Genomic DNA, 25,323 nt, shown 5'->3' with positions numbered 1-25,323 from the left:
GTGTGGAGCAACTAATCATTTCACATCGCATCCTCTTCAAAATCCACCAAGTTTAAAGATGAATCCTTAGAGGTGCTTAAATTGGTTGAGAGATCAAAAAGATGTGCTTCTGTCTCAAAAAAGTGCATCATATACCCTGCAGTATTAACAAATATTACAATATCATCTATTGCAGGTAAATTGGGTAATGTTATTTTCCTTTTTAATAATACATCTCGCTCCAAGCAATAAGCCCCGGTAAAAAATACATCTACTTCTGGCCCTGAAGCCTCCTCCTTAAAGATCACAAAGGGATCTAATAAAAAATCTGCACTAGAACTCATCATCTGGCTCATATTCATATCTAAACCTACCAACCACTGTCCCTTAGCGTCTCTTTTACGATGCACAACTTTTGCTACCGTCATTCCAACCTGATTTAGCAAAGATCTACCCGGTTCCATTCTAAATTGGATGTTTTGAGATTTTAACCTAGAAGCGTTAGAAAGATTAGCTTCATTTTTAAAATGCAACACCTCCTCCAAAAATGTTACTCCATTTACTTTATTAAAAAATGGATATGTATTAAGTTTTCCCTTTAGTACACCATCAATATTTTCAAAACCTAAGCCATTATTATTGAAGGTTTCTGTATTATTATTTTGTAGAACTGCATCTTTCAATTTATACTGAAAAGAGTTCCACTCGTCTTCATCTTTTAAATAATTCATTGTGATCCCACCACCAATATCTATAAATTTTATATGTATGTCTTGCTGCGCTAGATCCTCAGCTAATTCTAAACTATCGCTTAAAGCCTTGCCTCTTTGTGAAGTGGAATAACCGTCTAAGTGAAAATGTAAACCATTAATATCAAAAGCATCTTCAGCTTCTAATTGCTTAAGATCTTTAAATATAAGATCTCTAATACTATCTATATCAAATCCAAATCTGCTATACAATTTTTCTCCGGCTACAGTAAAACCACTAATTCTTAAACCAATATTCGCTTTTTTTCCTAGCTTACGAGCAGTCTTAATAGTGAGCAGTATTTCATCCCAATTATCTAAAATTATAGGAATCTGATGCTCTATGGCCAGCTCAATTTGGTCTGAAGTTTTTATAGCAGAGGTCAGCACTACATTTTCTGAATTTCCACCTAACTGAATACATTGCTGTAACTCTTTAAAGCTCGCAGTATCTACCCCAATTTTATCATGGAATGCACGTTTTACAAGACTCGTACATTTATTTGCCTTTCGGGCATAATAGATTTGATAGGAAAGATCTAAGTTATCTAAGGCTTCTCTAAAGATTGAAATATTAGTTGAAAAAGATTGCAACTGATGAATATTAATGGGTGAACCATACTTTTCTAGCAAATCTGTTAACAAAGCTCCTTTATTAAATAAATTATCCATCCATGGGGATGTAATAGGAGTTAATCCACTTTCAATATTTCCTTTACTATATTCCATTATATTGTTTCAATTTTTTTCATTTTTAAAATATCCAGAACTACAGATCGCGCCCATGAGGAGGCATAATTATTTCGTGTTCTAGACAATGTATCATTATCAAAGGTGTTGCCTTCTGTGGGGGTTCCATAAAATGTAATATCCTTAAGAGTAATCCCATCGATATTTATAGGATTTCCGAAGGTGTTCATTTTTATCTTTGAAGACTTTTCATCATTTTCATTTTCTATGCATTCTGTTATAATCCCTCTTGTAATTAAATTTGTGAAAAGTTGAGATCTATTTTTTTTAGAATCACCTCTAGGGATGGTAGCATTTATAAGCATATCAAATTCTGAAGAAATTGAACCTGTCTTTAAAATATGCTTGCTTAAATTCTCATCAAAATGATATTTTGAATTTTTAATATGATCAAAATTTATAATACCAGCTTCTGCCAGTGCTAAAACCTTTTTCATATTATATAATGGAGGACCATAAGAAAGCCTGTTAAATAGTCCAAAATAATAAGAATCGAACTTATGTTTTGAGTATGACGCTAATACCCCGGCTACATATAGCTCATTGAACATCGGGCTGATCCTAGACCAGCAATTATAAACTGCACAAATAGGCGTATTCTTTTCTACATCAAAAATATCCTGCCTAATTTTTTCTATGATATCTCCTGAAGTAAGCATTGATTTATCATAAAAGCAATTCTCGATCTTTTTCCAATCAAAAGCAAGTACATCATTATTTACATGAAAATCTAAAACTTGTTTTTCAACTAATTTAAAATCATCATTAAACCTCAGCTCATTATTATATCTAGCAAACAATTGCTCGTAATATGAATAATACATATCTTTTAGTACCATCGGCAGAACTTCTTTTTCAAAGTTTATATTATGCTTAGATAATAGTTTGTTTATAAAAGATTGCGTGAAATATCGAAGCTGCGTAGTATTTTCTTTGTTCCCTTTTCTGGGTATCATAGGCAAGCCGGTTCTGGTAATAACAGCAATTTTAGATGGTTCTTGCCCAGAAGGAATATATTCTAGATCTCCATTTTGTTTAGTTTTAAAAATACCCCCTCTCCCCTCAGAAAGTTCTAGTACGGTATCTATAAATGTTAAACCAAATCCTTTTATACAAACAGCAGTATCTGCATTTATAATTTTTAGATTCTTAGTAACCGGATAAATAAATTCTATTTGATTTCTGTTACTAGCTTTAGAAACAGCAGGTCTAAACCAAAAATGCCCTGTAGTAAGTAAAATTTTGGAAAATCTATCCATTCCCCAATCTTCATTTTCAGTTTTAATAGCATAATTAGTACCTACAACTTTAAGATCTACAATTGTATCTATGTGTGGTATGATAGTGATATTTTTAGAACAAGCTTTGGTTAATTCAAGATAACTATGCTCTAAGTAAGAACCAACCAGAGCGCGTGGGGAATAATAGGGAATGGAATTGGAAGCTAATTGAAAACTGTTTGCAGAAGCTTTCCAGCTGCTAAAACTTTCAATATTAGCAATCATTTTTGGAGCTTTCTCGATATTGATATCAATATTCTTATCTTCATAATTCATCAAAAGAAACTGAGGCTGATCATTCCTATAAACATCACCAGATCCAAAAAACTTAGTTCTATTATAGATGTGAATTTCAATACGCTGCTCAGGTATCTTATCATTGATTTCTGCGAGCAATCTTTCCAAGCCATAAAGCCCTTTAGGCCCAAATCCAATGATAGCAACTTTATAAATTTCTTTTTTTATATCTATATAACCACTATTCATTATTAAGAAATGAAAGGTTATTATCTTTAGAATTAAAATTATCTAAGATCCAATCGCTACTATATATTGTATCTAGATATCGCTCTCCCCTATCACAAATAATCATACCGCAAGAACTGCCTTTAGGAATTGAGTCTGCATATTTATTTATAGCAGAGATGGCTCCACCTGTAGAACCACCGGCAAGAATACCTTCGTTCTTTAGTAAAGACCAACACCCTTTTACACATTCTAGATCACTTACTTTTACAGCATCATGAACAAAATTCTTATCTAAGAAATTAGACTTTACACTAGAACCATGACCAGGAATTAGCCTGTTGGATTTTTCATCACCAAATAAAATACTTCCTAAAGCATCTACTGCAATAAGTTTTGTTTTAAGGCGGTTCTGTGAGATATAATCTGCACACCCCATTAATGTTCCACAAGTACTAACCGTCACAAATAGATAATCTAGAGGATCTTCCAGTGCTCCAAACATCTCTTTCATAGTAACCAGATGGGCCTCTGGATTTTTCTTATTCCCATATTGATTGGTCCAAAAACTATTAGGGATATTTTCTAAAAGCTCATGAACTCTTTGTAGTCTTGCTCCCAGAAATCCCTTTTCCGGATCGGGTTTGGTAACATATTCTATTTTTGCTCCGTAAGCATTAAGTAACTTCTTTGTATGAGAATTGATTTTAGGATCTACTACCACGATCAATTTCAATTTAAAATATAAGCAAGCCTGTGCCAAACCAAGAGCCATATTTCCAGAACTAGACTCGATTATGGTATCTCCAGGCTTTATATAACCTAAAAGTAATGCCTCTTTTAAAATATTAACAGAAGTTCTATCTTTCAAACTTCCGCTTGGATTTGCCGCTTCCATCTTTCCATACACCTTAAAATTAGAAGCTGCAAAAACCCTGTTCAACTCTATTAATGGTGTATTCCCAATGCTGTCAATAACATTTTTTAAAGTTGAATTATGTATAACCTCTGAATGCTGCATTATTATGTGAATTGAATATTGCTACTAATTGGGATTGAAAACAGTTTATAAGTACTCAAAGCATGACATATCTGCATTGAATGAATAAATTTAATAGACAAAAATAATTATCTAAAATAGATGAACTTTATAAGTTATAAAGTGCCATGTTTCCTATCATACCTTTCCTCCTGCTTTTTCTCTTTTCTTTCCTTATACATTCTATAGCCTTGATAAATTACCTGAGCAACTGTAAATATTCTGAAGAACTTTTTCATATTTATATGTTTAAGATTAATAGATATTAGCAAAGCGCTAGACCTGAAATTATGTTTTTAACGAATTGTAATTCACTGAACGCCTTCATAAAGGAGAAAGAACGTTCAGGTCTACAAAATTATCAGAAGTAGTGTTTAGAGTAAGACTATTTGGTAAAATTTTCACATAAATTAAAGATTATTAGTTAATTAATGTAAAGTGCTCTTAATGGTACGAAAAGTTTTAAAATCATAAAATGGTTTGACCAGATCAAGGTCAAATCGAGATTTTCTTAAAAATGCATAGTTCAAAAATTAGCTGTTATAAGATCAAAATTGGTTTTATTAAATCATCTTCAAATTAAAACATCCCCAAACATTAGAATTCGTTAAACTTTACTAAAAGATATGGGATAGCTCAAATTTAAAGGGGCTTGGTATATTTATTGTCCAATCGTTACTATGGATTATATACATGACAATAAGACGAACAAAGAAGGATTTGTTGAAATTATAGGTGCTAGACAAAATAATCTAAAAAATGTTTCTTTAGATATACCCAGAGATGCATTAGTCGTTTTCACAGGAGTTTCTGGTTCCGGAAAATCTTCTCTAGCATTTGGTACTTTATATGCCGAAGCTCAAAGAAGATATCTTGAATCTGTCTCACCTTATGCAAGAAGACTATTTCATCAAATGCCTATTCCAGAAGTAGATCAAATTGAAGGCTTACCTCCAGCAGTAGCATTACAGCAACAACGAAGTTCTGGATCTACACGATCTTCTGTAGGATCTGTAACCACGCTATCTAATTTACTTAGAATGTTATATTCTCGGGCAGGAGATTATCCACAGGGACAATCACTATTATATGCAGATTCATTTTCTACAAATACCCCAGAAGGTGCGTGTCCTGTTTGTCATGGTCTTGGTAGAGTTTATGAGGTTACCGAGAGCAGTATGGTTCCAGATGATACCTTAACAATAAGAGAACGAGCTATAGATGCATGGCCAACAGCATGGCAGGGTAAAAATCTTCGAGATATTTTAGTTACGCTAGGATACGATGTAGATGTGCCTTGGAAAGATCTTCCTAAAAAAGACCGAGACTGGATCTTATTTACAGATGAACAGCCACAAGTTCCTGTGTATAGAGATCTTGGGAAAGAAGAAGTTAAGAAAGCAATAAAAAATAAGATGGAGCCAAGTTATATGGGAACCTATATTGGTGCTAAAAAACATATACTCCATACGTTTTCAAATTCGCAAAGCGCATTAATGAAAAAGCGAGTATCAAAATATATGCTTAGTAGTGAATGTCCTAGTTGCCATGGTAAGCGACTACGTAAAGAATCGCTATCTGTAACTTTTGAAGGATATGATATTGCAGATATATCAAGACTACCTTTAAAAAAATTACTTTCAATCTTTACACCTTATAGTAATGGTACTGCTCCTGCATTAATACAATTAATTAAAAAACATCAGGAAAAAGGAATGGTAGCGCAACGCATTGCAGAAGATCTTGTTGCTCGCGTAAATGTATTAATAGAATTAGGACTTGGGTATTTGTCTTTAGAGCGTAATACGCCTAGCCTTTCTCCTGGGGAACACCAAAGGTTGCGTCTTGCAACTCAAGTACGCAGTAATTTATTTGGAGTAGTATACGTTTTAGATGAACCATCTGCCGGACTTCACCCCGCAGATACCGAAGCATTATTAAAAACATTAGATGGCCTTAAAGCCACAGGGAACTCTTTATTTATAGTGGAACATGAATTAGATGTTATACGCCACGCAGATTGGATAGTAGATGTTGGTCCAGAAGCCGGAGAAGGTGGTGGAGAAATATTATATAGTGGCGCTCCTAAGGGATTAAAAGAAGTTGCTAGATCTAAGACCAGAGAACATTTGTTTAATGAGCTTCCATTTAAACAACTTACCGCTCGAGAACCCTCTGGATGGTTAAAACTGAAAGGAGTTACAAGAAATAATTTAGAAAATCTAAATGTCTCTTTCCCAATAGGAGTTTTAACAAGCGTTACTGGAATATCTGGTTCCGGAAAAAGCAGTTTGGTAAGTCAGGTTTTAGTAGAATTGATCGCTAATCATTTAGGGAAATCTCCCGTGATAGAAGATGAGGTAGAGGATGAACTTCAAAACGAAACTATCGAAACTTTGGGTGGTGAAATTTCGGAAGGGTCTGAGCATATTAAAAGAATGGTAGTGGTGAATCAAAAACCAATTGGAAGAACTCCTCGATCTAATTTAGCAACCTATACAGGATTATTTGATGTAGTTAGAAAATTATTCGCCTCTACAAAGTTGGCGAAATCTCGTAAATATAATGCTGGAAGATTTTCATTTAATGTAGGAAAAGGGAGATGCCCAAATTGTGATGGAGAAGGTTTTGTTATGGTAGAACTATTATTCCTACCTAGTGTTTATGCTCCATGCCCGGTTTGTAATGGTACTAGATATAATGAAGAAACTTTGGAAGTAGAATATCAGGGTAAGAATATTGCAGACGTTTTAAGCATGACCGTTAATGAGGCTTTAATATTCTTTGAAAATGAAGATAGAGTTTATCGTACTCTTAAAGTTTTAAAAGATGTAGGACTAGGCTATCTAAGATTGGGGCAACCAGCTACAGAACTCTCCGGTGGAGAAGCGCAGAGAATAAAACTGTCTAAAGAACTTCAGCGTGTAAATAGAGCAAACACACTATATGTGTTAGATGAGCCTACTACAGGACTTCACCCTACAGATGTTGAAAAGCTACAATTGCAATTAGCAAGGTTAGTAGATTCTGGAAATACGGTAATTGTTGTAGAACACGATATGCAAATTATTGCCGGAAGTGATTGGGTAATAGATATTGGTCCAGGTGCAGGAGATGAAGGAGGGAAAATTGTAGCAGAAGGTATCCCTCAAAATGTAGCAAAAAATAAGCAAAGTAAAACTGCTAAATATCTAGATCGAACTCTGAAAGGTAATCAATAGCCTCAACTTTATTTTATTAGAAGATCAGAAATTTAAGACGGAGCCCTCCCCAAGGTTCTGTCTTTTTTTTTTATAAATTTAAGTAAAAGCAGCACGTGTAAGATCTTTATATAAGAAGCTTGATAACTATTTAAAAAATAAGATCAGTTAAATAAAAACCTTAAGTTTTATTTATAACAGAGCTATAAATTTTTTTGTTTCTTAAGGCTAAATGAAATTATAAACACAATGAAAGCAATACATATAACAAAATCTGGAGGTCCGGAAGTTTTACAAATAAGAGAAACTCCTAAACCTAGTATAGAAAAAGATGAAGTTCTTATAAAGGTAAAGGCAGCGGGAGTTAATCGTAGTGATGTTATTACCAGAAAGAATACCAAAGCTTACGGAAAAGGAGTTACGGAAGCGTTAATTCCAGGGTTGGAAGTATCTGGAGAAATAGCGGAGATTGGTGAAAATGTACATAATAAGAAAATTGGTGATAAAGTTTGCGCATTAATTGCTAGCGGAGGTTATGCAGAATACGTTGCAGTAAAAAGTTCACATTGTCTTCCAATTCCAGAAGGTGTGAGTCTTATAAATGCAGCATCACTACCGGAAACTATCTTTACGGTTTGGTTTAATGTATTTCAGTTAGGGAATCTCCAACCAGGAGAGAAATTATTAATTCATGGAGGAACCAGCGGAATAGGCACTATGGGCTTGCAAATGGCAAAAGCTATGGGTTCTAAAACTTTTACTACTGCAGGGAGCGACGAAAAGATCGAATTTTTAAATAATATGAATGTGGGAAAAGCTATCAACTATAAAAAAGAAGCTTTTGAAGAAGTTTTAAAAGACGAAAAGATAGATGTGATCTTAGATATGGTTGGAGGAGATTACACTCAAAAGAATCTTGATATTCTTAATAAAAAAGGGAGACTTATAAATATTAATGGGATGAAGAGTAATGACGTAAATATCAATTTACGAACTATAATGAGTAAAAATCTTACTATGACAGGAAGCTTTCTTAAGCCTCAAGATGCATCAGTAAAAACCAAAATAGCCGAAGAGGTGGAAAAGAATATATGGCCACTTTTTAGTTCAGAAAAGATCAAAACTATTATTTATAAAAAGTTTCCTTTAGAAAAAGCTGCAGAAGCACATAAGCTAATGGAAAGCAGCGAGCATATTGGTAAGATCCTGCTCACCATAGACTAAAGAAAATTGAATCAACGCAAAACTAAAAAATCCTCTCAGTTTCCTGAAAGGGTTTTTTTTAGGTAATTTTATACAGTTAACTAGTGGGTGATGAACTTGTAACCTTGATAAAAAGTTTAGAATCTGTCATAGAAATTTCACACCTTGCAGGTGCTACAGTTGCGTAGGTATTCCCACAGGTCGGACATAAATAGTAAACTGTTGCTAAGGTATTATCTGTTCCTGCTTCCAAAGCCTTCAAGGCTTCAATATAAAAGTCACGATGTTTTTGTTCCACTTTATAGGCATAAGTAAGACTAATTTGAGCCATATAATTACCAGCAGCATTGGCGTCTTTTATAAAGTTAGGATACATGGTATTGAATTCATAACTTTCTCCTTCAATGGCTTCTTTCAGATTTTCTGCAGTGGTGTTTACTGAGAATTCAGGAGTGATCTCAGGAATGGATTCTCCCATTCTTAGCAAAACCACTTTATGGTTATTTGCATGAATAAGCTCTGCACCAGACGCTGCTTTAAATAACAATGCTATTTCGGGATGTCCTTCTTCTGCTGCCTTTTTACTATAAGCCGCATATTTAAAATGTGCTGTGGTTTCGCCTTTATATGCATCATGCATGTTTGTTATAGTTAATTGTTGCGGATCTTGACTCTTTTCATCTATTGTTGAGTTTGAACTTGCTTCTGCTTCCGCAATTTCGCTGGAATCCGTTTTCTTTTCGATTTTCTCATTACAAGATTGAAATAATGTTGTAAGAGAGAACGCTGCTACTAAGAATACTAAAATTGATTTTTTCATGGTATTATTATTATTAAAATTATTTTGAAATTATATTTCAGATAACGATTATTATAGACCTTTTTTATTCCGCTGATGGATCCCCAAAATCTGGAAGTTCCAATTATATGCCTGCACCATGTTTAAATACTAATTCGCCACCCAGATATCCCGTTCTGGCAACAGAGGCTACCAACACGAGAAACAAAAGAAAAGTTGACCATTTCAACCAAGTTCTTTGATAATTAAAAAAATACATACTAGCTCTAATTAGCGCGGTGATAATTGCCAACCAAAGGGTAATAGTTGCTGCTTCTTCATGTATTTCCAATGGTTCCTGAAGAATACCGTCTGTCATTCCATCTCCAGCATAACTACCACTCACATAGGCTACAATTGCCCCAATTGCTCCTAATAGCAATAAGCAAAATGATGCTTTTTTAACAAAATGACTCTTGCTTAAAAGGCTTAATAATTCAAATAGAAATCCCGCTAATAATAAGGCGATGGGAAAATGAATAACCATAGCATGTATGTGTGGTGCTGTGAACATAATTTGATGTTTTTTAAAATTGTTTTTCGAGCAGCATTTTAAGGCCGGTAACTGAGCTGATAAAAAACTAGATTCTTATATAGATCGCTAGTTGTAACCTCAGCTTGAATATTTTGAAGACTCATTGCAGAATTAACAATATCAAAAAGGCTGCAATGATGTATTATATACGGTTGTAATCCAAGTTTTTTATTATTCTTTGGATTAATATTGGTTCCACGTTTATGGTTATTTCCATTCTGATATAAGATTAGATAAAATTGGCCATCAGACACAAATTTTTAGATTTTTTTTTAAAAACTCGTACCGCTTTGCCTCAATAGGTTTCATCATGAATTACAATCGTGGGAATCAGAAAAATTTCGCTCATCATTAATACGTTTTATTTGAGTTACAACTTCCCTTTAGACTGACATTTAAAACTTTCAAATGCTTTAACCCGCGTTTACTATACTCTTATTTCTAATTGATCAGTATAATTTTTAAGGCTTTTTCTAATTCAGCATTACCAAACACTTCATAAGCTTTCATAATTTCTTCTAGCTTAAAGTGGTGGGTAATTAATTTCTGAGGTTGGATTCTATCTGAAATGATCGTTTTGAGAAGCATGGGAGTTGTATTTGTATTTACAAGCCCCATGGTGATGGTAATATTCTGAATCCATAAATCCTGAATTTTTAGCTCAACGCTTTTTCCATGTACGCCAATGTTGGCGATATGCCCTCCTGGTTTAACGATCTGCTGGCAGATATCAAAAGTTGCAGGAGCACCTACGGCTTCTATGGCCACATCTACACCCTCAACAGTTTCAGTCAATATTTTTTTAATGGCATCTTCTGAACCAGAATTAATAGTTTCTGTTGCTCCCCATTTTTTTGCCAATTCCAGACGATTTTCATCCAGATCTATCATAAATATTTTGGAAGGAGAATAGAACTGAGCTGTTAGCAGAGCAGACATTCCAATTGGACCCGCACCTATTATGGCGATCGTATCACCTGGTTTAACACATCCATTTATTACTCCTATTTCATGACCCGTAGGAAGTATGTCACTAAGCATAACCAAAGCTTCATCATCCACCTCATTTGGGGCTTCATAAAGGCTATTATCCGCATGTGGGATCCTAACATATTCTGCTTGCGTACCATTAATTAGATTCCCCAATATCCATCCGCCGTCTTTACAATGAGCATACATTTGTTTTTTGCAATATTCACAGGTACCACAGGCGGTGATACATGAAATGATCACCTTATCCCCTTTCTTGAAATTAACCACACCAGCACCTACTTCCTCTATCACACCTACACCTTCATGCCCTAAGGTGGTGCCAGGTTTTACGCTTGGAGTTTTGCCGTGTAAAAATTCCTAAATCTGTTCCACAAATAGTTGTCTTAAGTATCTTTACTATAGCATCTGTTGGTAATTTTATCTCGGGTTTTAAAACCTCTTTGTAAGATATTTTCCCAGGACCACCATATACAAGACCTTTCATAGTTTTTTTAAGAGTAGAAGAATTATTGGAATGGATTTTATCTTTTGATAACATTTTATTAGACATCTCTCAGCTATTCTTTAATAATTGATATTCAGTGATTTACGTACAGCTAAGTTATAGGAAGGCTAAGCGCCAAAACATGATGAATATCAGTTATGCATTTAATCTGAAGAAACAATATTACTACGCTAATTAAAATTGGAAGAAATTGAACCTCAATTTATTAGAAATGGAAGCAATAAAGTAATCGCATGAAAACAGTGGAGATCTATTTAAAAATGAAAAATCCAGAATTATATAAATTCTATGTAAAACTAAAAGATCTAGGGCACTTCATAATGCCCATTTTAGAAAATAAGTATGGATTGTAAAAGTAGATCAAAAACATATTTCAATTAAAACACCTCAAACTTTAGATCAATAATATAAACCTAATGGGAAAAAGATAATAAGATTTGGATCCAATATTTCAGATAAGATGAAATGTTTATAATATCTTGACAGATAAAGTATTTATAAAATCATGAATCTAAGTTGCTTTTGAAAATAGTATTAGAATTAAAGTAACTTATTTCACTACATCAAAAAACCATAGAAATTTTGATAATCAATAAATTATATATTTTGCTTATTGTTTTTTATTTCAATCATTCTTACTCTGAAGAATATATTGAAATTAATTACAAAGGAATAGAAGGAGTTATTCTTTGTGAGGAATATTTCTCTTTAAGATATCGAGAAACTTATAATATTTACAACTTATCTTTTAAAGAAGTTTATGAATTAGAAAACTATCTTGAGAGAAGTGAAAATCGGTATCCCTCTTATTTTAGAAAGTATCAAGGCTTAATTAAGGATGGAAAAAAATTATCAATATTAAATTGATAAATCCAGTGTATAAAGATCAGTATTCTCCAAATTGGAATGAAGATAAAACCGTATATATTCACGAATGTAACACAAGGACTATTGTATATAGTTTTTCTGAAAAAAAATTATAATGAATAAACTTAATGAATGTGGAGATTAGCCAAAAAGCTTAGCGTATAAAAGGCTTAAAGAAAAAAATGAAATGCTCTTTTATTGGAATCGACGAAAGAAAGTGAATTTTTACGACAAGATATAAAACTGTTAAACCCGATAAATACCTGTTATACCGAGTTATTTAAAAAGCTGTATATTCTGTACCAATTAGAAACAAGAAAGGCTTCACATTTTTGTGAAGCCTTTCTTTCCTAGTAGCGGGAACTGGACTCGAACCAGTGACCTTCGGGTTATGAGATTGAAGTTAGTATATATTAAAATATATCAAAACCCAGCAAATACAATGATTACCAGTGTTTAAAATATTTTATATATTCAATAGAAATGGTTTAAAACCAAATTATTCTGTACCTATTCTGTACCCCTTTTTATTCTTTTGATTATCTTTATACAACTATATATAATATTATGGCTAGTATAAAAATTGTTCGAAGGAAAAATAAAGAAAGAAAGGACGGCACTGCCCCTCTCACTTTGAGAATTAGCGACAATTACAAAACTAGCTATAAATTTATCGGACAATATGTATTGGAAAAGGATTGGGATAAAAACGCAGGAAAAGTAAAAAGAACACATCCTTATTCCCAGAAGCTAAACAATTTCCTGTTGAAAAAGTTAACTGAGGCCAATGATATATATTTCGATTCTAAGATAGAACTCACAACTAATCAAGTCAAACAAAAATTAAAAGGTGCAGGAGGTTCTAAATCATTCTTCGCTGTCGCTACAGATAGAATAAAAAACAAATATGAGCGGGGCACATTTTCTGTAGTAAAATCTGAACTATCTATTCTTTACAACTTACAAGAGTTTTTAAACTTTAACATAGCCAAGGGAAAAGAAATCAGCATTCAAGAAATAAAGCTTCGCAGAAAAGAGCGAGTTAGCAATGGACGAAAAGGCAACCATTCATTTATAGATTCCATAGAGCAATTCAAAAAGAATAAATCCCTAAAATTTCAGGATATAAACGAAGCTTTCCTAGATAAATACAAAGACTTCTGTCTGGTTTATTTAGGACAAAAAACTCGTACGATTACAAATCAACTTATCTTCATTCGTACCTTATTTAACAAAGCTATCAAAACTGGGGTTGTTGATGCGAAGTTCTATCCCTTTGGTGGAGAAAAAGAAAAAATACGTATAGGTTCAAGCCATAAAATTGGTCTTACTTCTAAAGAAATTGAAAAAATTGAAATCTTAAAATTAGAACCAAATACTTCTATTTGGCATACCAAAAACGTGTGGCTAATTGCGTTTTATTTTGCAGGTATTAGAATTTCCGATGCTGTTCAACTAAGATGGTCAGATTTTAAAGATGACAGACTTCTTTATGTGATGCACAAAAATGAAAAGCCCGTTAGTTTAAAAATACCTCAAAAAGCAATTAAAATCTTAAATCTATACAAAAAAGGTAAGGATGAAAACAATGGTTATGTTTTTCCATTTCTTAGATCTGTAGAGATATCTAATATTGAGGATATATTTAAGAAAACAAGAAATGCTACTAAACTCTTTAATAAGTATTTGAAGTGCATCGCTACAGAATGCAACATTGACAAAAATTTATCTAATCACATCGCGCGACACAGTTTCGGAAATATTGCTGGTGACCGAATCCATCCATTGATGCTTCAGAAACTATATAGACATAGTGATTTAAAAACTACCTTGAATTATCAGGCAAATTTTGTCCATAGAGATGCAGATGATGCTTTGGATAGTGTTGTGAATTTTTAGTTTTATTTGTACTTGAAATTATTACTAAAAAAGGCTTGGAGAAATTTGGAATTTGTATTATATATTACAAATAAAGAGAACTTACATTTGAGGTCTTCTCGCTACTGCCTTACGGATCATTCAATCCTAACCCTGAATTTTTTAAAAGTCGGTGCACCTTCACGAAAAGAAAAATTCTTTATATGGCAAACGTATACGGAGCAAACTAGGTGGAGGCCATTATTATTTAGGCAACTCTTGCAACCGTCATACCACAGATGGTATTGAGGCGGTTATACAGTACGCCTATATGGATACAATGCCTTGACAAATAGAATTTGAACAAGTTTTCTAAAGGCCTACCTTTAAATATCAGGATATTTATGTATCATACGATTTCTAAAAAAGTCCGAAAATTAAAGGGTAAGATAAATTCTGGTAACACAACTTATAATTTGGGAGAAATAATCTATCATACACCATTCGGATTTATATACGCTTTGGATTCAGAACCAATCCGGGATGACTTTTGTGAAATTACCGATGTTAAAAAGTTTGAATTAAATCAAACTTTGCATGTAAGATTAATGATACTTTACCTCGCACCTAAAATCTATATCTCAGGCTTGTATAGTTGAAGTCAGAAAAGTCGTTACTAAAGTAACATTTATCCAAGAAACCATTTCCAGCGCAACCACCTTTGATAAAGAATATTTATTTATAGGATGAAATGACCTTTTAAATTTAGGGGTTATGTGCAAATCGCATTTTTATTTGCCAAATACGCAATACCCTGTACTTTCTAAATTTTTTAATTAGAATGGGAATATTAGATGCGGAAGATTACAAAAATTAGCAAACTACGTTTTTAGTTTTATTATCAATCCACCAAAAAAAATTTTCCGAAGAATCGTAAAAGAACTTGGTTATTCAAGTAGTGTCGGATTCCCTTTAATCCAATAAGTTTTCAATTAACACTCAAGAAACCTAATTTACACTTTCATCGCTTTCAGATTACGTGGTCAATAGTATGAGCTTCACTATACTTTAAACACTCTCAACATTCTATAAATGAAAGAGCTTTAAAATATTTAATGGGACTGTTAAAATTCTTGATCTTAAGATCAAAATTTCACTAAAAGACACTCTTATAAGTTTATATTACCTAATTTTACATTTATGAAGAACAACTTTCATAGAGTATTGTCTGTTTGTATGGCGCTTGGAGTTCTATTTACTACCACGTCATTCACAGTTGATATGCACTTCTGTGGAAAGGCACTGGTTGATTTTTCTTTAGTGCAAAATGTCCAGACCTGCGGAATGGAAAAACAACAATCCAAAAAAAGTTGCGAAAAGGGTTTTTCTAAAAAGTCCTGTTGTTCGGATAAGCAAATAGCGGTTGATGGTCATGATGATTTGAAGTCATCATTCAATAAATTTACTTTTGAGCAACAAACATTTGTTGCTACTTTCTTCTATACATATATCAATTTATTTGAGGGACTTGATGAAAATGTCATCCCTTTCAAAAATTACTCGCCGCCCTTTCTCATACGGGATGTGCAAAAACTACACGAGACGTATTTAATTTGATCTAACACAGCAGTACCCCATCCCAAAGTTTGAAATATGGGAAATTCTGCCCTGTGAAATCTCCGGTTTTGGATTCACTTTATAAAATAAAGAGATTATCCATATCAAATTATATAAATATGATCCATAATTATTAAAAGATTTCTTTTCCATTCTCCCTAAATTTCGATTAAAGTTTTTAACTATCCTATTTCGTTAAATATTTTTTCAGGAACATTGACCCACATTTTGGGTTTTCGAAAGGTTTTAAAATTAAATAGTATAATAAACGAAAGGGATTGGTTGATTTTAATTAGGAATTATAATACTGTATGTTTTTTGCACCGGGCAAAAAAACCAAAAAAAGCGCAAGGCTGTCTTGAAAATTCTGTATGAAAGGTTTTTCAAAGTAGAAATCAGAATAAAAGAATATTTGGAACAAAGTCCTATAAAATCTCTAATAAGAAACAAATTTTCAATCGAAAGAAAATTTTTAAAATAAACAATAATCAATTTAAAATAGATCAAAAATGAAAAAGACAAGTATAAAAATGGGAATCTTAACCATGGCTGTGTTAGCGCTCACCACAATATCCTGTAAAGATGGGAATAAGGAGGAAGCTCCCATACCAATGTCAAGCGAAATGCAGCTGGAAGATGGAACTAATAATGGTGATTCAGAAAGGTTAATGGCAAACAATTCAGGCAACAGTGCTTCCGAAGCTATTATTGATAATTACCTCAAAATTAAAAATGCCCTGGTTGCAGATAATCAAGAGGAAGCTGCCAAAGCTGGGGGTCTGTTGATATCGGATTTTGAAAAATTTGATAAAACTTCGTATTCTTCTGAGGAGCAAAAAGAATTGACCGATATTATTGAAGATGCAAAGGAACAAGCCGAACATATTTCAGAAAGTCCTATGGATCATCAACGAGAGCATTTTGATATTCTCAGCAAGGATGTTATCGATATGATTGCTATTACTGGAACCGATAAGAAGTTGTACCAGGATTTTTGCCCAATGTATAATAACAAGAAAGGGGCTCAATGGCTTAGCAGTACAGAAGAAATCAAAAACCCGTTCTTTGGAAGCAAAATGATGAATTGTGGAGAAGTTCAAAAAGAGATTAATTAATCATAACCTATAAGGTATTCCTCGCCCTTCAGGGGAATACTTGTAGGTTTAATTGAATATTTCGATGAAGATTCCAAAAATCATAGCATTTATTCTATTGGTAGCTTTTATAGCCATCCAATTTTTCCCTACCAGTCGCAACCAAAGCAACGTTGTCCCTCACACCGATTTTATGGTTGTTAACAATGTGCCAGCCAACATAGAGAACAAAATTCAGGTCTCCTGTTATGACTGTCATAGCAACAATACCGCTTACCCTTGGTACAATAAAGTACAACCGGTTGCCTGGTTTCTGGAAGATCATATAAAAGAAGGAAAGGCTGAGTTAAATTTTAATGAATGGGATGAATATTCAGACCGAAGAAAAAACAGCAAGCTAAGGTCAATTATCAGTCAAATTGAAGATGATGAAATGCCACTGGACTCTTATACAATTATTCATGCGGATGCAAAATTTTCCGAAGATGAAAAATCTGAAATTATAGCGTATATGGCCCAGTTGAAAAATAGTTTATAACATTAAAAACAAGAAAATGAAAAATCTAAAAATGAGTATAGCAGCAATGTTATTGATGGCAGTTTCTTTTGCAAATGCACAGGAAAAGATGAATCACGAACACGGAGATATGAAAGGAGACATGAAAATGGATCATAGTAAAATGGCGAATATGAAAAGTGATGCAAAGGCAGAGGCGATTTTAAGTGACTATTTCAACTTAAAGAATACTTTGGTGGCAGATGACACCAAAAAAGCAGCCCAAGAAGGATCCAAATTGGTAGCTTCCCTAAAGGCTTTTAATGCCAGCAGCTATTCAAAAGAAAACCAAAAAGAGCTGGCCGATATCATTGAAGATGCTACCGAGCATGCCGAGCATATCATTAAAAGTGCGATAGACCACCAACGTGAGCATTTTAAGATCTTAAGTATGGACATAACAGATATGGTTGCCATTACAGGAACAAAAAACACGCTTTACGAACAGTTTTGCCCAATGTATGATAAAGGAAGTGCTTGGTTGAGCACAAGCAATGAAGTGAAAAATCCATATTACGGAAGCAAAATGCCTACATGTGGGAAAGTTCAAAAGACTATTAATTAGATAAACCCTTCCTTAAAAATCTTTTAACTATCCTGGTTTATTAGTTTATAGAAGGAGGTAATATGATAAGAATATATGAATAGTTCTAAAGCCCTATCATGGGAAGGAAAACAATATTAAAGGTTAGTGTTAATTCCTTCCCGTGCCAGGCACAAATTAAAGTCCTAATAGAGAGAAAGGGAAACTTTTTTCATTGTTTGGTTAGTAAAGACTTTTCTCTTGCTTAGGCACTAAAAAAAAGAAAAAAAAGAATCCGATGAAAGATTGTTGCAAAACAGGTATCGAAAAGGATCAGAAGCAAGGAGGCTTCAAAAAATGGTTTAATTACATTATGTATGCAATTTTAGCCGCCGTAATTATTGGGACTTTAGTGTTTCAAATATTTAGTTAAAAGAATAAGATAAAATGGTTATTGAAAACAATGACGATACCTCTAGAAAAACAGGTTTTTATAAACAACTGTTTAAAAAGGTATTACTTACTGTAAGCACAGTTATTGTGCTATCCTTAAGTTATACACTATGGGTTGATGCGAATTCTGATAACCTTGTTCTATCTCTTTTAATTGTTTGTTTGGCTTTGATTAAAACGTTTTATATCGTTAGACTCACTTTAATACAGTTAAGTAAAATAATCGGGGAAAGTCACCAGCTTACACACGTGCTCACTTTATTCAGTGTATTAATTTTTTTAATTATCCTTTCGTTTTCGGAAGATTATCAAGCTTTATATGTTTTGAATTCTGAAAATTTTAAAACCGCTACATTAATTAGTAGTTCCGTTTTACTGCAATTCTTTGATTTTTCGTATTTCAGCTTGATCACTTTTTCGTCCGTTGGTTATGGCGATATGGTTCCAGTATCCATTGCGGGCAAGCTATTGGTAATGATGGAGATTTTCTTGAGCTTTTTGGTGCTGGTCTTTGGCATTGCCAACATTAATAGAATACACGTTGATAATAAATAACCATTTAAAACTAAAATTATGAAAACAATTAAAACAATTACACTCGTAATAATTCTCATTGCAACTTTCAGCTTATCCAATGCACAGGAAACAAAAGCACAAACAGATACCGAAGCGGTTATCACTGTGATGAAAAACTACAAGGATGCCATTCAAAATTTGAAAACCGAAGGCACGTTCAATCTTTTTACCGAGGATTCCCAAGTCTTCGAATCAGGAGGTGTGGAGGGTTCTTATGCAAACTATATAGAACACCATTTAGGGCCGGAATTGGGACATTTCAAAAAATTTGAATTTTCAGATTATGAAATTGATGTACAGGTAGATGCACCTTATGCATTTACTACCGAGATCTATATTTATACCATCGTCCTCAAAGCAGATGAGAAAGGCGATTCAAGAACGATAAAGAAAAAAGGAGTGGCAACTTCTATCTTAAAAAAGATGGATGGCAAATGGAAAATCATCAAAACACATACGTCTTCAAGAAACACGAAATGACAGCAACAATGAGCAATTTTCCTTAATTAATCCATCAATATAAAATTGACACAGAAAGTGTTTACAATACTTGGGTTGTTGACAATAACCAAAGATTGAAAGCATTTAGGTTCATTCGTAGAAGTGTTTTCAAATTATCGAGGACGTTAAAAGCAAAAACTTTCTAAACTATTTGGGTTTAATAGCCGAATGGTTTTTCGAAAGTAGAATCAAAAAAAATTGGCGTACTGAGGAATATTAAAGTGTTCCCGGAACCAAATAGTTCAATATAATCCAAATAGTAGAAGCTCTTAACTAGGTAGAAAACAATTAGTAGCAACAAGCATTATGAAAACCAAACTATTAATATTCACAGTACTTTTAATAACATTTTATGAGGTTGCGGCCCAAAAGATTTATAAAACTGAAGATGGCCATATTGAGATGATGACTTTGGCTGACAGTAAATCTATCAAAGCAGAAAGCCATAACCTGGTATTATATCTTGATTATGATACTAAAGTGGTAAAGGGGATTCTGGACCTTAAAACCTTATCAACCAATGTTCCTGAAATAAATACGACTCTAAAAGAGCAGAAGGATCCGTTAATCCTTCGGTTTACGGGTACTATTCCATCCGTGGATTTTTTATCAAACCGGCATGAACCTATCAATTTTAATTGGTTGGTAGATGTCACATATCAAGGAAAAACCTATAAGTCACAATTTAAAGCAACCATTACCCATATAGAACAAGGATTAAGTATGTCTTGCCTATTAAGTGCAACAGGACAGGTTTTGGTTTCAAATACGGGTTTGGATTCTTTAATACAAGGTTTGGATAAGAGTATCGATGTGCAGTTTGCCCAATTAGTGCTGAAATTGGAATGAGAATGTATTTTTTATGTTTTAGTAATAAAAAATGATAAAGTACCAATTTTAATAACATATCTAAAGTGTGAAGCAGATGAAAACCGAGTTGTGACACTTACAATTTTACCCCATAAGAAATGTTTAGTATTCGATAGTTTCTTGCAAATAATATTTAACAACATCTGATTTAATATAACTATCTTTGAGATAGAAATAAGATGAAAAACAAAACTTCCATAATTGCCTTATTTATCCTGTTATTGGTGTTTCCCACCAGTACAGTTTTAGTATTAGGAAATTTATCAAAGGCTTCTAAAACTGAAGAACATATTTGTTCAAACCAAGACACGCATTCTGAAAAGAAATCATGCTGTGATAATGATGATAATGGTTGTGTGGGATTGTGTAACATCAATTATTGCCATTTTCCAAGTTCGATCAGTACTCATTTCTATATCAATGATTCTGAACAGGTAAGTACTAAGTTAATGTATGTGTCGAAAGTTGACCAAACCTACATTCAGAACACTCCAAATAAAGTATATCTCTCCATCTGGCAACCGCCAGAAATAAGCTAATCCTTTTCTTTGACAGTAGTACTTAGGCTGTCGTTTTTTGAATACAGTACTTTGCTTGTATTCTTTAGCTTTTTCAATAATCTAAAATTTTTTAAAATGAAATCAATGTTCAATATATTGATAGTACTATCGGTAGTGCTATCAGTTACTTCGGGCCACGCCCAAATTAAAAATCCACAAACCGAAACTGTAAAGATTTTCGGTAACTGCGATATGTGTAAGACTGCAATAGAAAATGCTGGAAACAATAAAAATACGGCTAACGTTAATTGGTACAAAGACACCCAAATGGCGGAAATAACCTACGATTCCCAAAAAACAAATCGGGACGAAATATTAAAACGTATTGCTCTGGCAGGTTATGACAATGACCAATTTCTGGCTCCAGACAATGCCTATGCACAACTTCCGGAATGTTGCAAATATGAAAGGTTGAATAAAGCACCTGCAATGGTTATGGACCACACTAAAATGGACCCGCCTGCCGGACGGGTAGGTATGGAAATGCCCGAAACCAAGATGGAAATGGATATGCCATCTTCTGAAAACCATACAGATATGGCGATGCCCGAAATGATGAAGCCTAACGCACTGGATGCAGTATTCGATAATTATTTTGCAATAAACGATGCCTTAATAAAAAGCAATGCCACTACAGCAACTGCAAAGGCGGCAGAACTCTTGAACGCAATAAAAGCCCTGAAAATAGAATCGCTTAAAACGGAAGAACAAAACGCTGTGATCAAAGTAATGCCGTCAATAATGGATGCTGCAAAAAGTATTTCGGAAACAAAGGACATCGGTAAGCAACGGGAAAAATTTAAGGCTCTGTCAAAAAATATGCATGAAATCATACCATTTTACAGCTCCAAAGAAACCCTTTACTATCAATACTGCCCAATGCAGGATGCCAATTGGTTAAGCAAGGACAAGACCATTAAAAATCCGTATTACGGTTCACAAATGTTAAGCTGTGGCTCCACTGTGGAAACCATTGATAATAAAAATTGAAATAATCCAAAAATATAATTTTTCGATAACGTAATGAAAAAAATAATCTTCGTGCTTTTATTTCTGGGGACTCTCTCCCTACAAGCACAAAATATAGTGCGCTATGATCTTTATGTGCGCGATACCATTGTCAATTTTACGGGCAGGGAAAAACGCGCCATTGCGGTCAATGGGCAAATACCTATGCCAACACTCACGTTTACCGAAGGCGACATCGCCGAAATTTATGTTCACAATGAGTTGGATGAAGAAACTTCCCTGCATTGGCACGGCCTATTTTTGCCCAATAAGGAAGATGGTGTTCCGTATCTCACACAGATGCCCATACCACCACACACTGTCCATAAATACACCTTCCCCATCATACAACACGGTACCCATTGGTACCACAGCCATTTTGGGCTTCAGGAACAGATTGGAATGTATGGTTCTATGATTCTGAATAAAAGACCAGACGACAAAACCTTCAGAAAAGGCATTGACGATTTGCCCACCATTCCCATAGTTTTGAGCGAATGGACAGATTTGAAACCAGAAAATGTACATAGAATGCTTCACAACGCGTCCGACTGGTTTGCAATTAAAAAAGGTACGACCCAAAGCTATGCAGAGGCCATAAAAAAGGGACACCTAAAAACAAAACTTCACAACGAATGGAAACGTATGAACGCTATGGACGTGAGCGACGTTTATTATGATAAATTTTTCATCAATGGCAAAAGTGAAAATGAGGATACGTCCCTGAAAGACTTAAAAGCAGGAGATAAGGTACGGCTTCGAATTTCAAACGGAGGTGCTTCGAGCTATTTTTGGCTTACGTATGCCGGCGGAAAAATAACCGTGATTGCCAATGATGGGAATGATGTGGAGCCCGTGGAGGTTGATAGAATGCTCATTGCAGTGTCTGAAACTTATGATGTCGTTATCACTATTCCTGCTGATAATACAGCATTTGAATTTCTGGCAACCCCTGAAGACCGAACAAAATCAGCCTCTATTTATTTGGGAAGTGGAATTAAACAGCTCACTTCGCCACTACCAAAATTGAAATACTTTGAAGGTATGGAAATGATGAACGGAATGATGAAAATGAATGGCGATTTGGACCAAATGGGGATGAAAATGAGTATGCAGCAAATGGATATGAATGTGGTGATGTATCCTGAAATAACAGGCGAAGCAGCTAAAGGAAAAAATAAGAAAATGGAAATGAAGACCGAAAAACTTCCAGCCCACAATATGGAACAAATGGATGGGATGGAGGGAATGAACCCGCCTGCCGGACGGGCAGGAATGGATGGGGAAATGTACAAAAGCAATGAACTTTCAGACATCACCACGCTCAACTACGCCATGTTGAAGTCACCTACAGTTACTACACTTCCCGAGGACGCACCTGTAAAGGAACTGCATTTTACACTTACGGGAAATATGAACCGTTACGTTTGGAGCATGGACAACAAGGTAATTTCTGAAAGCGATAAAATCCTAATAAAAAAGGGCGAAAAAGTGAGGATTACCATGTACAACAATTCTATGATGCGCCACCCGATGCACTTGCATGGTCACGACTTTAGGTTGCTCAACGGCCCAGGAGAGTACGCGCCCCTTAAAAACGTGGTGGATATTATGCCTATGGAAACCGACGTTATCGAGTTTGAGGCAAATGTAGAAGGCGATTGGTTTTTCCACTGCCACATCCTTTACCATATGATGAGTGGTATGGGCAGGGTTTTTAGCTATGAAAACCAGGAACCCAATCCATTGATTCCAAATCCAGAATTGGCATTAAAGAAATTAAAGGGTGATGACAGAACCTTTCACTGGATGGCAGAAAACGATTTTGCAACCAATGGGAATGATGGCGAGTTAATGGCTCAAAGTACGCGATGGAGTTTAGGAACCGAATGGCGTTTAGGTTATAATGATATGCACGGATACGAAACAGAAACCCATATAGGGAGATATATAGGGAAAATGCAATGGCTGATGCCATTTGTTGGCTTTGATTGGCGTTATAGAAAATTGGCCCATAATGAAATAGAGGAAAATCTTTTCGGTCAAAAAAACACAAAAGACAAACGTTCTCTATTAAGTCTAGGGGTCAATTATACCTTGCCAATGCTTGTAATGGCACAAGCCGAAATATTTTCAGATGGCAACGTCAGACTGCAATTTGAACGTAATGACATTCCTATAACTTCAAGGTTGCGTATGAATCTAATGTGGAATACGGACAAGGAATATATGGGAGGATTACGATATATAGCGACGCGAAATATGGGAATCACCACACATTACGATAGCGATATGGGATTTGGGGTTGGATTGAACCTTAATTATTAAATCCAATCTGGTGATAAAGTATTAATAATGAATATATTTTGGAATTGCCGAAAGTAAAAAATGATTATTTTTAAGCAAATACCTACTTAAATTTTTGGAGACCACCCGAGGAGGACCTTTACATTTGCTATTCTAAAAAATAAATGATGATACCAAAAGACTTAAGTAGAGACATCAAAACAAGGTTACAAAGTATAAATGGGCAAATAGGCGGACTCATAAAAATGCTTGATGAAGAGGTAGATCCCGATAAAATCCTTCTTCAATTTAAAGCAGCTCAAAAAGGATTGGATAAGGCTCATTTTCTTTTACTGGATGAAACTTATAGAAAGGCCCTAGCCATAAAAATCTCTGAAACCGTAGAAGCCTGTCCCGGCGATTGTGGTAATGAAGACCGCATTGAGTTTATACGAAAACAGTTCCCAAATTTGGAACTCGATACACTAACCTCTCAAATGAAAGAGATTGATGCTCTTAGAAAGCGAATTAACACCGACACCACGGAAACTTCATAACGTACCACACATTTTAATATCAATTCCAGAATAATAGGCTTAATGAAAATTAGGCCTTTTTTTATTTGGTGACCACCCGGGGTTGGGTAGTACTTTTGAAGTATTAAAATAAATTTAAAATTTAAACTGAATTATTATGAAAAGACAAATAGAAATATTCACAGCTGGTTGCCCAGTATGTGATCCCGTTGTAAATATGGTCAAAGAACTGGCCTGTGAGAATTGCGAAGTGCAAATTTATGACCTTGTAAAACAATGCGATGATAAATCCTGTCTTAGCAAAATGAAGGAATACAATATCACGAAGATCCCTGCCGTGGCGGTAAATGGAAAATTGCTGGATTGCTGTAAGGATTCGGCCATAACCAAAGAAAAATTGATAGAAGCCGGAATAGGACAGGCATAAAGAAATAGGATACGGCCTTTTTAACTTAAGTCTCTGTTTCCGTATAGACAGGGATT

23 protein-coding genes are annotated in these 25,323 nt (G+C 34.3%); 15 read left to right on the top strand and 8 right to left on the bottom strand.

The window, feature by feature from the left end:
• Positions 1–20 precede the first annotated feature (20 nt).
• The 4 genes from P163_RS06665 to P163_RS18715 all read right to left on the bottom strand — a co-directional run bounded on the left by P163_RS06665 (position 21) and on the right by P163_RS18715 (position 4,501).
• A complete protein-coding gene (locus tag P163_RS06665; RefSeq protein ID WP_034888899.1) occupies positions 21–1,457 on the bottom strand; it encodes a diaminopimelate decarboxylase in 1,437 nt (478 codons plus the stop codon).
• Positions 1,457–3,244 carry an FAD/NAD(P)-binding protein gene (locus tag P163_RS06660; RefSeq protein WP_034888897.1) on the bottom strand — a complete coding sequence of 596 codons (1,788 nt, stop codon included), beginning with the start codon at positions 3,242–3,244 and terminating at the stop codon, positions 1,457–1,459. Before P163_RS06660 ends, P163_RS06665 begins: the two co-directional genes overlap by 1 nt.
• Positions 3,237–4,244 (bottom strand): 2,3-diaminopropionate biosynthesis protein SbnA, encoded by a 1,008-nt coding sequence (sbnA, locus tag P163_RS06655; protein WP_051931172.1) that lies wholly within the window; start codon positions 4,242–4,244, stop codon positions 3,237–3,239. The genes P163_RS06660 and sbnA overlap by 8 nt, the downstream gene beginning before the upstream one ends.
• Before the next feature lie 134 nt (positions 4,245–4,378).
• Entirely contained in the window at positions 4,379–4,501 is a 123-nt protein-coding gene (locus P163_RS18715; RefSeq protein WP_262489654.1) for a hypothetical protein, read from the bottom strand.
• 441 nt (positions 4,502–4,942) lie between these two features.
• On the opposite strand from P163_RS18715, the gene uvrA reads away from it, so the two are divergent.
• Positions 4,943–7,483: an excinuclease ABC subunit UvrA gene (uvrA, locus tag P163_RS06650; protein ID WP_034888895.1), complete on the top strand. Its 2,541-nt coding sequence runs from the start codon at positions 4,943–4,945 to the stop codon at positions 7,481–7,483.
• Between the two features lie 228 nt (positions 7,484–7,711).
• Positions 7,712–8,686 carry an NAD(P)H-quinone oxidoreductase gene (locus P163_RS06645; protein ID WP_034888893.1) on the top strand — a complete coding sequence of 325 codons (975 nt, stop codon included), beginning with the start codon at positions 7,712–7,714 and terminating at the stop codon, positions 8,684–8,686.
• A gap of 76 nt (positions 8,687–8,762) precedes the next feature.
• On the opposite strand, the gene P163_RS06640 is transcribed toward P163_RS06645, so the two are convergent.
• From P163_RS06640 to P163_RS18550, 4 genes are all read right to left on the bottom strand, one after another.
• Positions 8,763–9,485 (bottom strand): rubrerythrin family protein, encoded by a 723-nt coding sequence (locus P163_RS06640; protein ID WP_051931171.1) that lies wholly within the window; start codon positions 9,483–9,485, stop codon positions 8,763–8,765.
• Positions 9,486–9,588: 103 nt separating this feature from the next.
• Positions 9,589–10,017, bottom strand: a complete 429-nt coding sequence (locus tag P163_RS06635; RefSeq protein ID WP_034888890.1) for a DUF2231 domain-containing protein — start codon at positions 10,015–10,017, stop codon at positions 9,589–9,591.
• Between the two features lie 462 nt (positions 10,018–10,479).
• The gene (locus P163_RS06625; protein WP_231556172.1) at positions 10,480–11,322 is read right to left on the bottom strand and encodes a zinc-binding dehydrogenase; all 843 of its coding nucleotides are present in this window, start codon (positions 11,320–11,322) and stop codon (positions 10,480–10,482) included.
• 10 nt (positions 11,323–11,332) lie between these two features.
• The gene (locus tag P163_RS18550; protein WP_231556171.1) at positions 11,333–11,515 is read right to left on the bottom strand and encodes an alanine acetyltransferase; all 183 of its coding nucleotides are present in this window, start codon (positions 11,513–11,515) and stop codon (positions 11,333–11,335) included.
• Positions 11,516–12,970: 1,455 nt separating this feature from the next.
• Here P163_RS18550 and P163_RS06615 point away from each other — a divergent pair.
• The 13 genes from P163_RS06615 to P163_RS06550 all read left to right on the top strand — a co-directional run bounded on the left by P163_RS06615 (position 12,971) and on the right by P163_RS06550 (position 25,267).
• Positions 12,971–14,302, top strand: coding sequence for a site-specific integrase (locus P163_RS06615; RefSeq protein ID WP_051931170.1), 1,332 nt, complete (start codon positions 12,971–12,973; stop codon positions 14,300–14,302).
• A gap of 1,158 nt (positions 14,303–15,460) precedes the next feature.
• The gene (locus P163_RS06605) at positions 15,461–15,877 is read left to right on the top strand and encodes an HYC_CC_PP family protein (protein WP_034888882.1); all 417 of its coding nucleotides are present in this window, start codon (positions 15,461–15,463) and stop codon (positions 15,875–15,877) included.
• A gap of 509 nt (positions 15,878–16,386) precedes the next feature.
• Positions 16,387–16,992, top strand: coding sequence for a DUF3347 domain-containing protein (locus P163_RS06600; RefSeq protein WP_034888880.1), 606 nt, complete (start codon positions 16,387–16,389; stop codon positions 16,990–16,992).
• 64 nt (positions 16,993–17,056) lie between these two features.
• Positions 17,057–17,509, top strand: a complete 453-nt coding sequence (locus P163_RS06595) for a heme-binding domain-containing protein (RefSeq protein WP_034888878.1) — start codon at positions 17,057–17,059, stop codon at positions 17,507–17,509.
• Positions 17,510–17,525: 16 nt separating this feature from the next.
• Complete coding sequence (locus tag P163_RS06590) at positions 17,526–18,092, top strand: DUF3347 domain-containing protein (protein ID WP_034888876.1); 567 nt, start codon at positions 17,526–17,528, stop codon at positions 18,090–18,092.
• A 405-nt stretch (positions 18,093–18,497) separates the two neighbouring features.
• On the top strand, positions 18,498–19,058 hold the full coding sequence (locus P163_RS06585; protein ID WP_034888874.1) for a potassium channel family protein: 561 nt from the start codon (positions 18,498–18,500) through the stop codon (positions 19,056–19,058).
• 18 nt (positions 19,059–19,076) lie between these two features.
• Complete coding sequence (locus tag P163_RS06580) at positions 19,077–19,559, top strand: YybH family protein (protein WP_034888871.1); 483 nt, start codon at positions 19,077–19,079, stop codon at positions 19,557–19,559.
• Positions 19,560–19,886: 327 nt separating this feature from the next.
• On the top strand, positions 19,887–20,429 hold the full coding sequence (locus P163_RS06575; protein ID WP_034888869.1) for a hypothetical protein: 543 nt from the start codon (positions 19,887–19,889) through the stop codon (positions 20,427–20,429).
• Between the two features lie 200 nt (positions 20,430–20,629).
• Complete coding sequence (locus P163_RS06570) at positions 20,630–20,989, top strand: hypothetical protein (protein WP_034888867.1); 360 nt, start codon at positions 20,630–20,632, stop codon at positions 20,987–20,989.
• A 96-nt stretch (positions 20,990–21,085) separates the two neighbouring features.
• A complete protein-coding gene (locus P163_RS06565; protein WP_034888865.1) occupies positions 21,086–22,000 on the top strand; it encodes a DUF3347 domain-containing protein in 915 nt (304 codons plus the stop codon).
• Between the two features lie 33 nt (positions 22,001–22,033).
• Positions 22,034–24,346, top strand: a complete 2,313-nt coding sequence (locus P163_RS06560; protein WP_034888863.1) for a multicopper oxidase domain-containing protein — start codon at positions 22,034–22,036, stop codon at positions 24,344–24,346.
• A 146-nt stretch (positions 24,347–24,492) separates the two neighbouring features.
• Positions 24,493–24,861 carry a metal-sensitive transcriptional regulator gene (locus P163_RS06555; RefSeq protein WP_034894027.1) on the top strand — a complete coding sequence of 123 codons (369 nt, stop codon included), beginning with the start codon at positions 24,493–24,495 and terminating at the stop codon, positions 24,859–24,861.
• A 136-nt stretch (positions 24,862–24,997) separates the two neighbouring features.
• Positions 24,998–25,267: a thioredoxin family protein gene (locus tag P163_RS06550; RefSeq protein WP_034888861.1), complete on the top strand. Its 270-nt coding sequence runs from the start codon at positions 24,998–25,000 to the stop codon at positions 25,265–25,267.
• Positions 25,268–25,323 lie beyond the last annotated feature (56 nt).

The sequence above is a fragment of the Gillisia sp. Hel_I_29 genome, assembly GCF_000744275.1.
GTDB lineage: Bacteria > Bacteroidota > Bacteroidia > Flavobacteriales > Flavobacteriaceae > Gillisia.
Note: the sequence above shows the minus strand (reverse complement) of the source record. Positions and strands in the feature narration are given on the sequence as shown.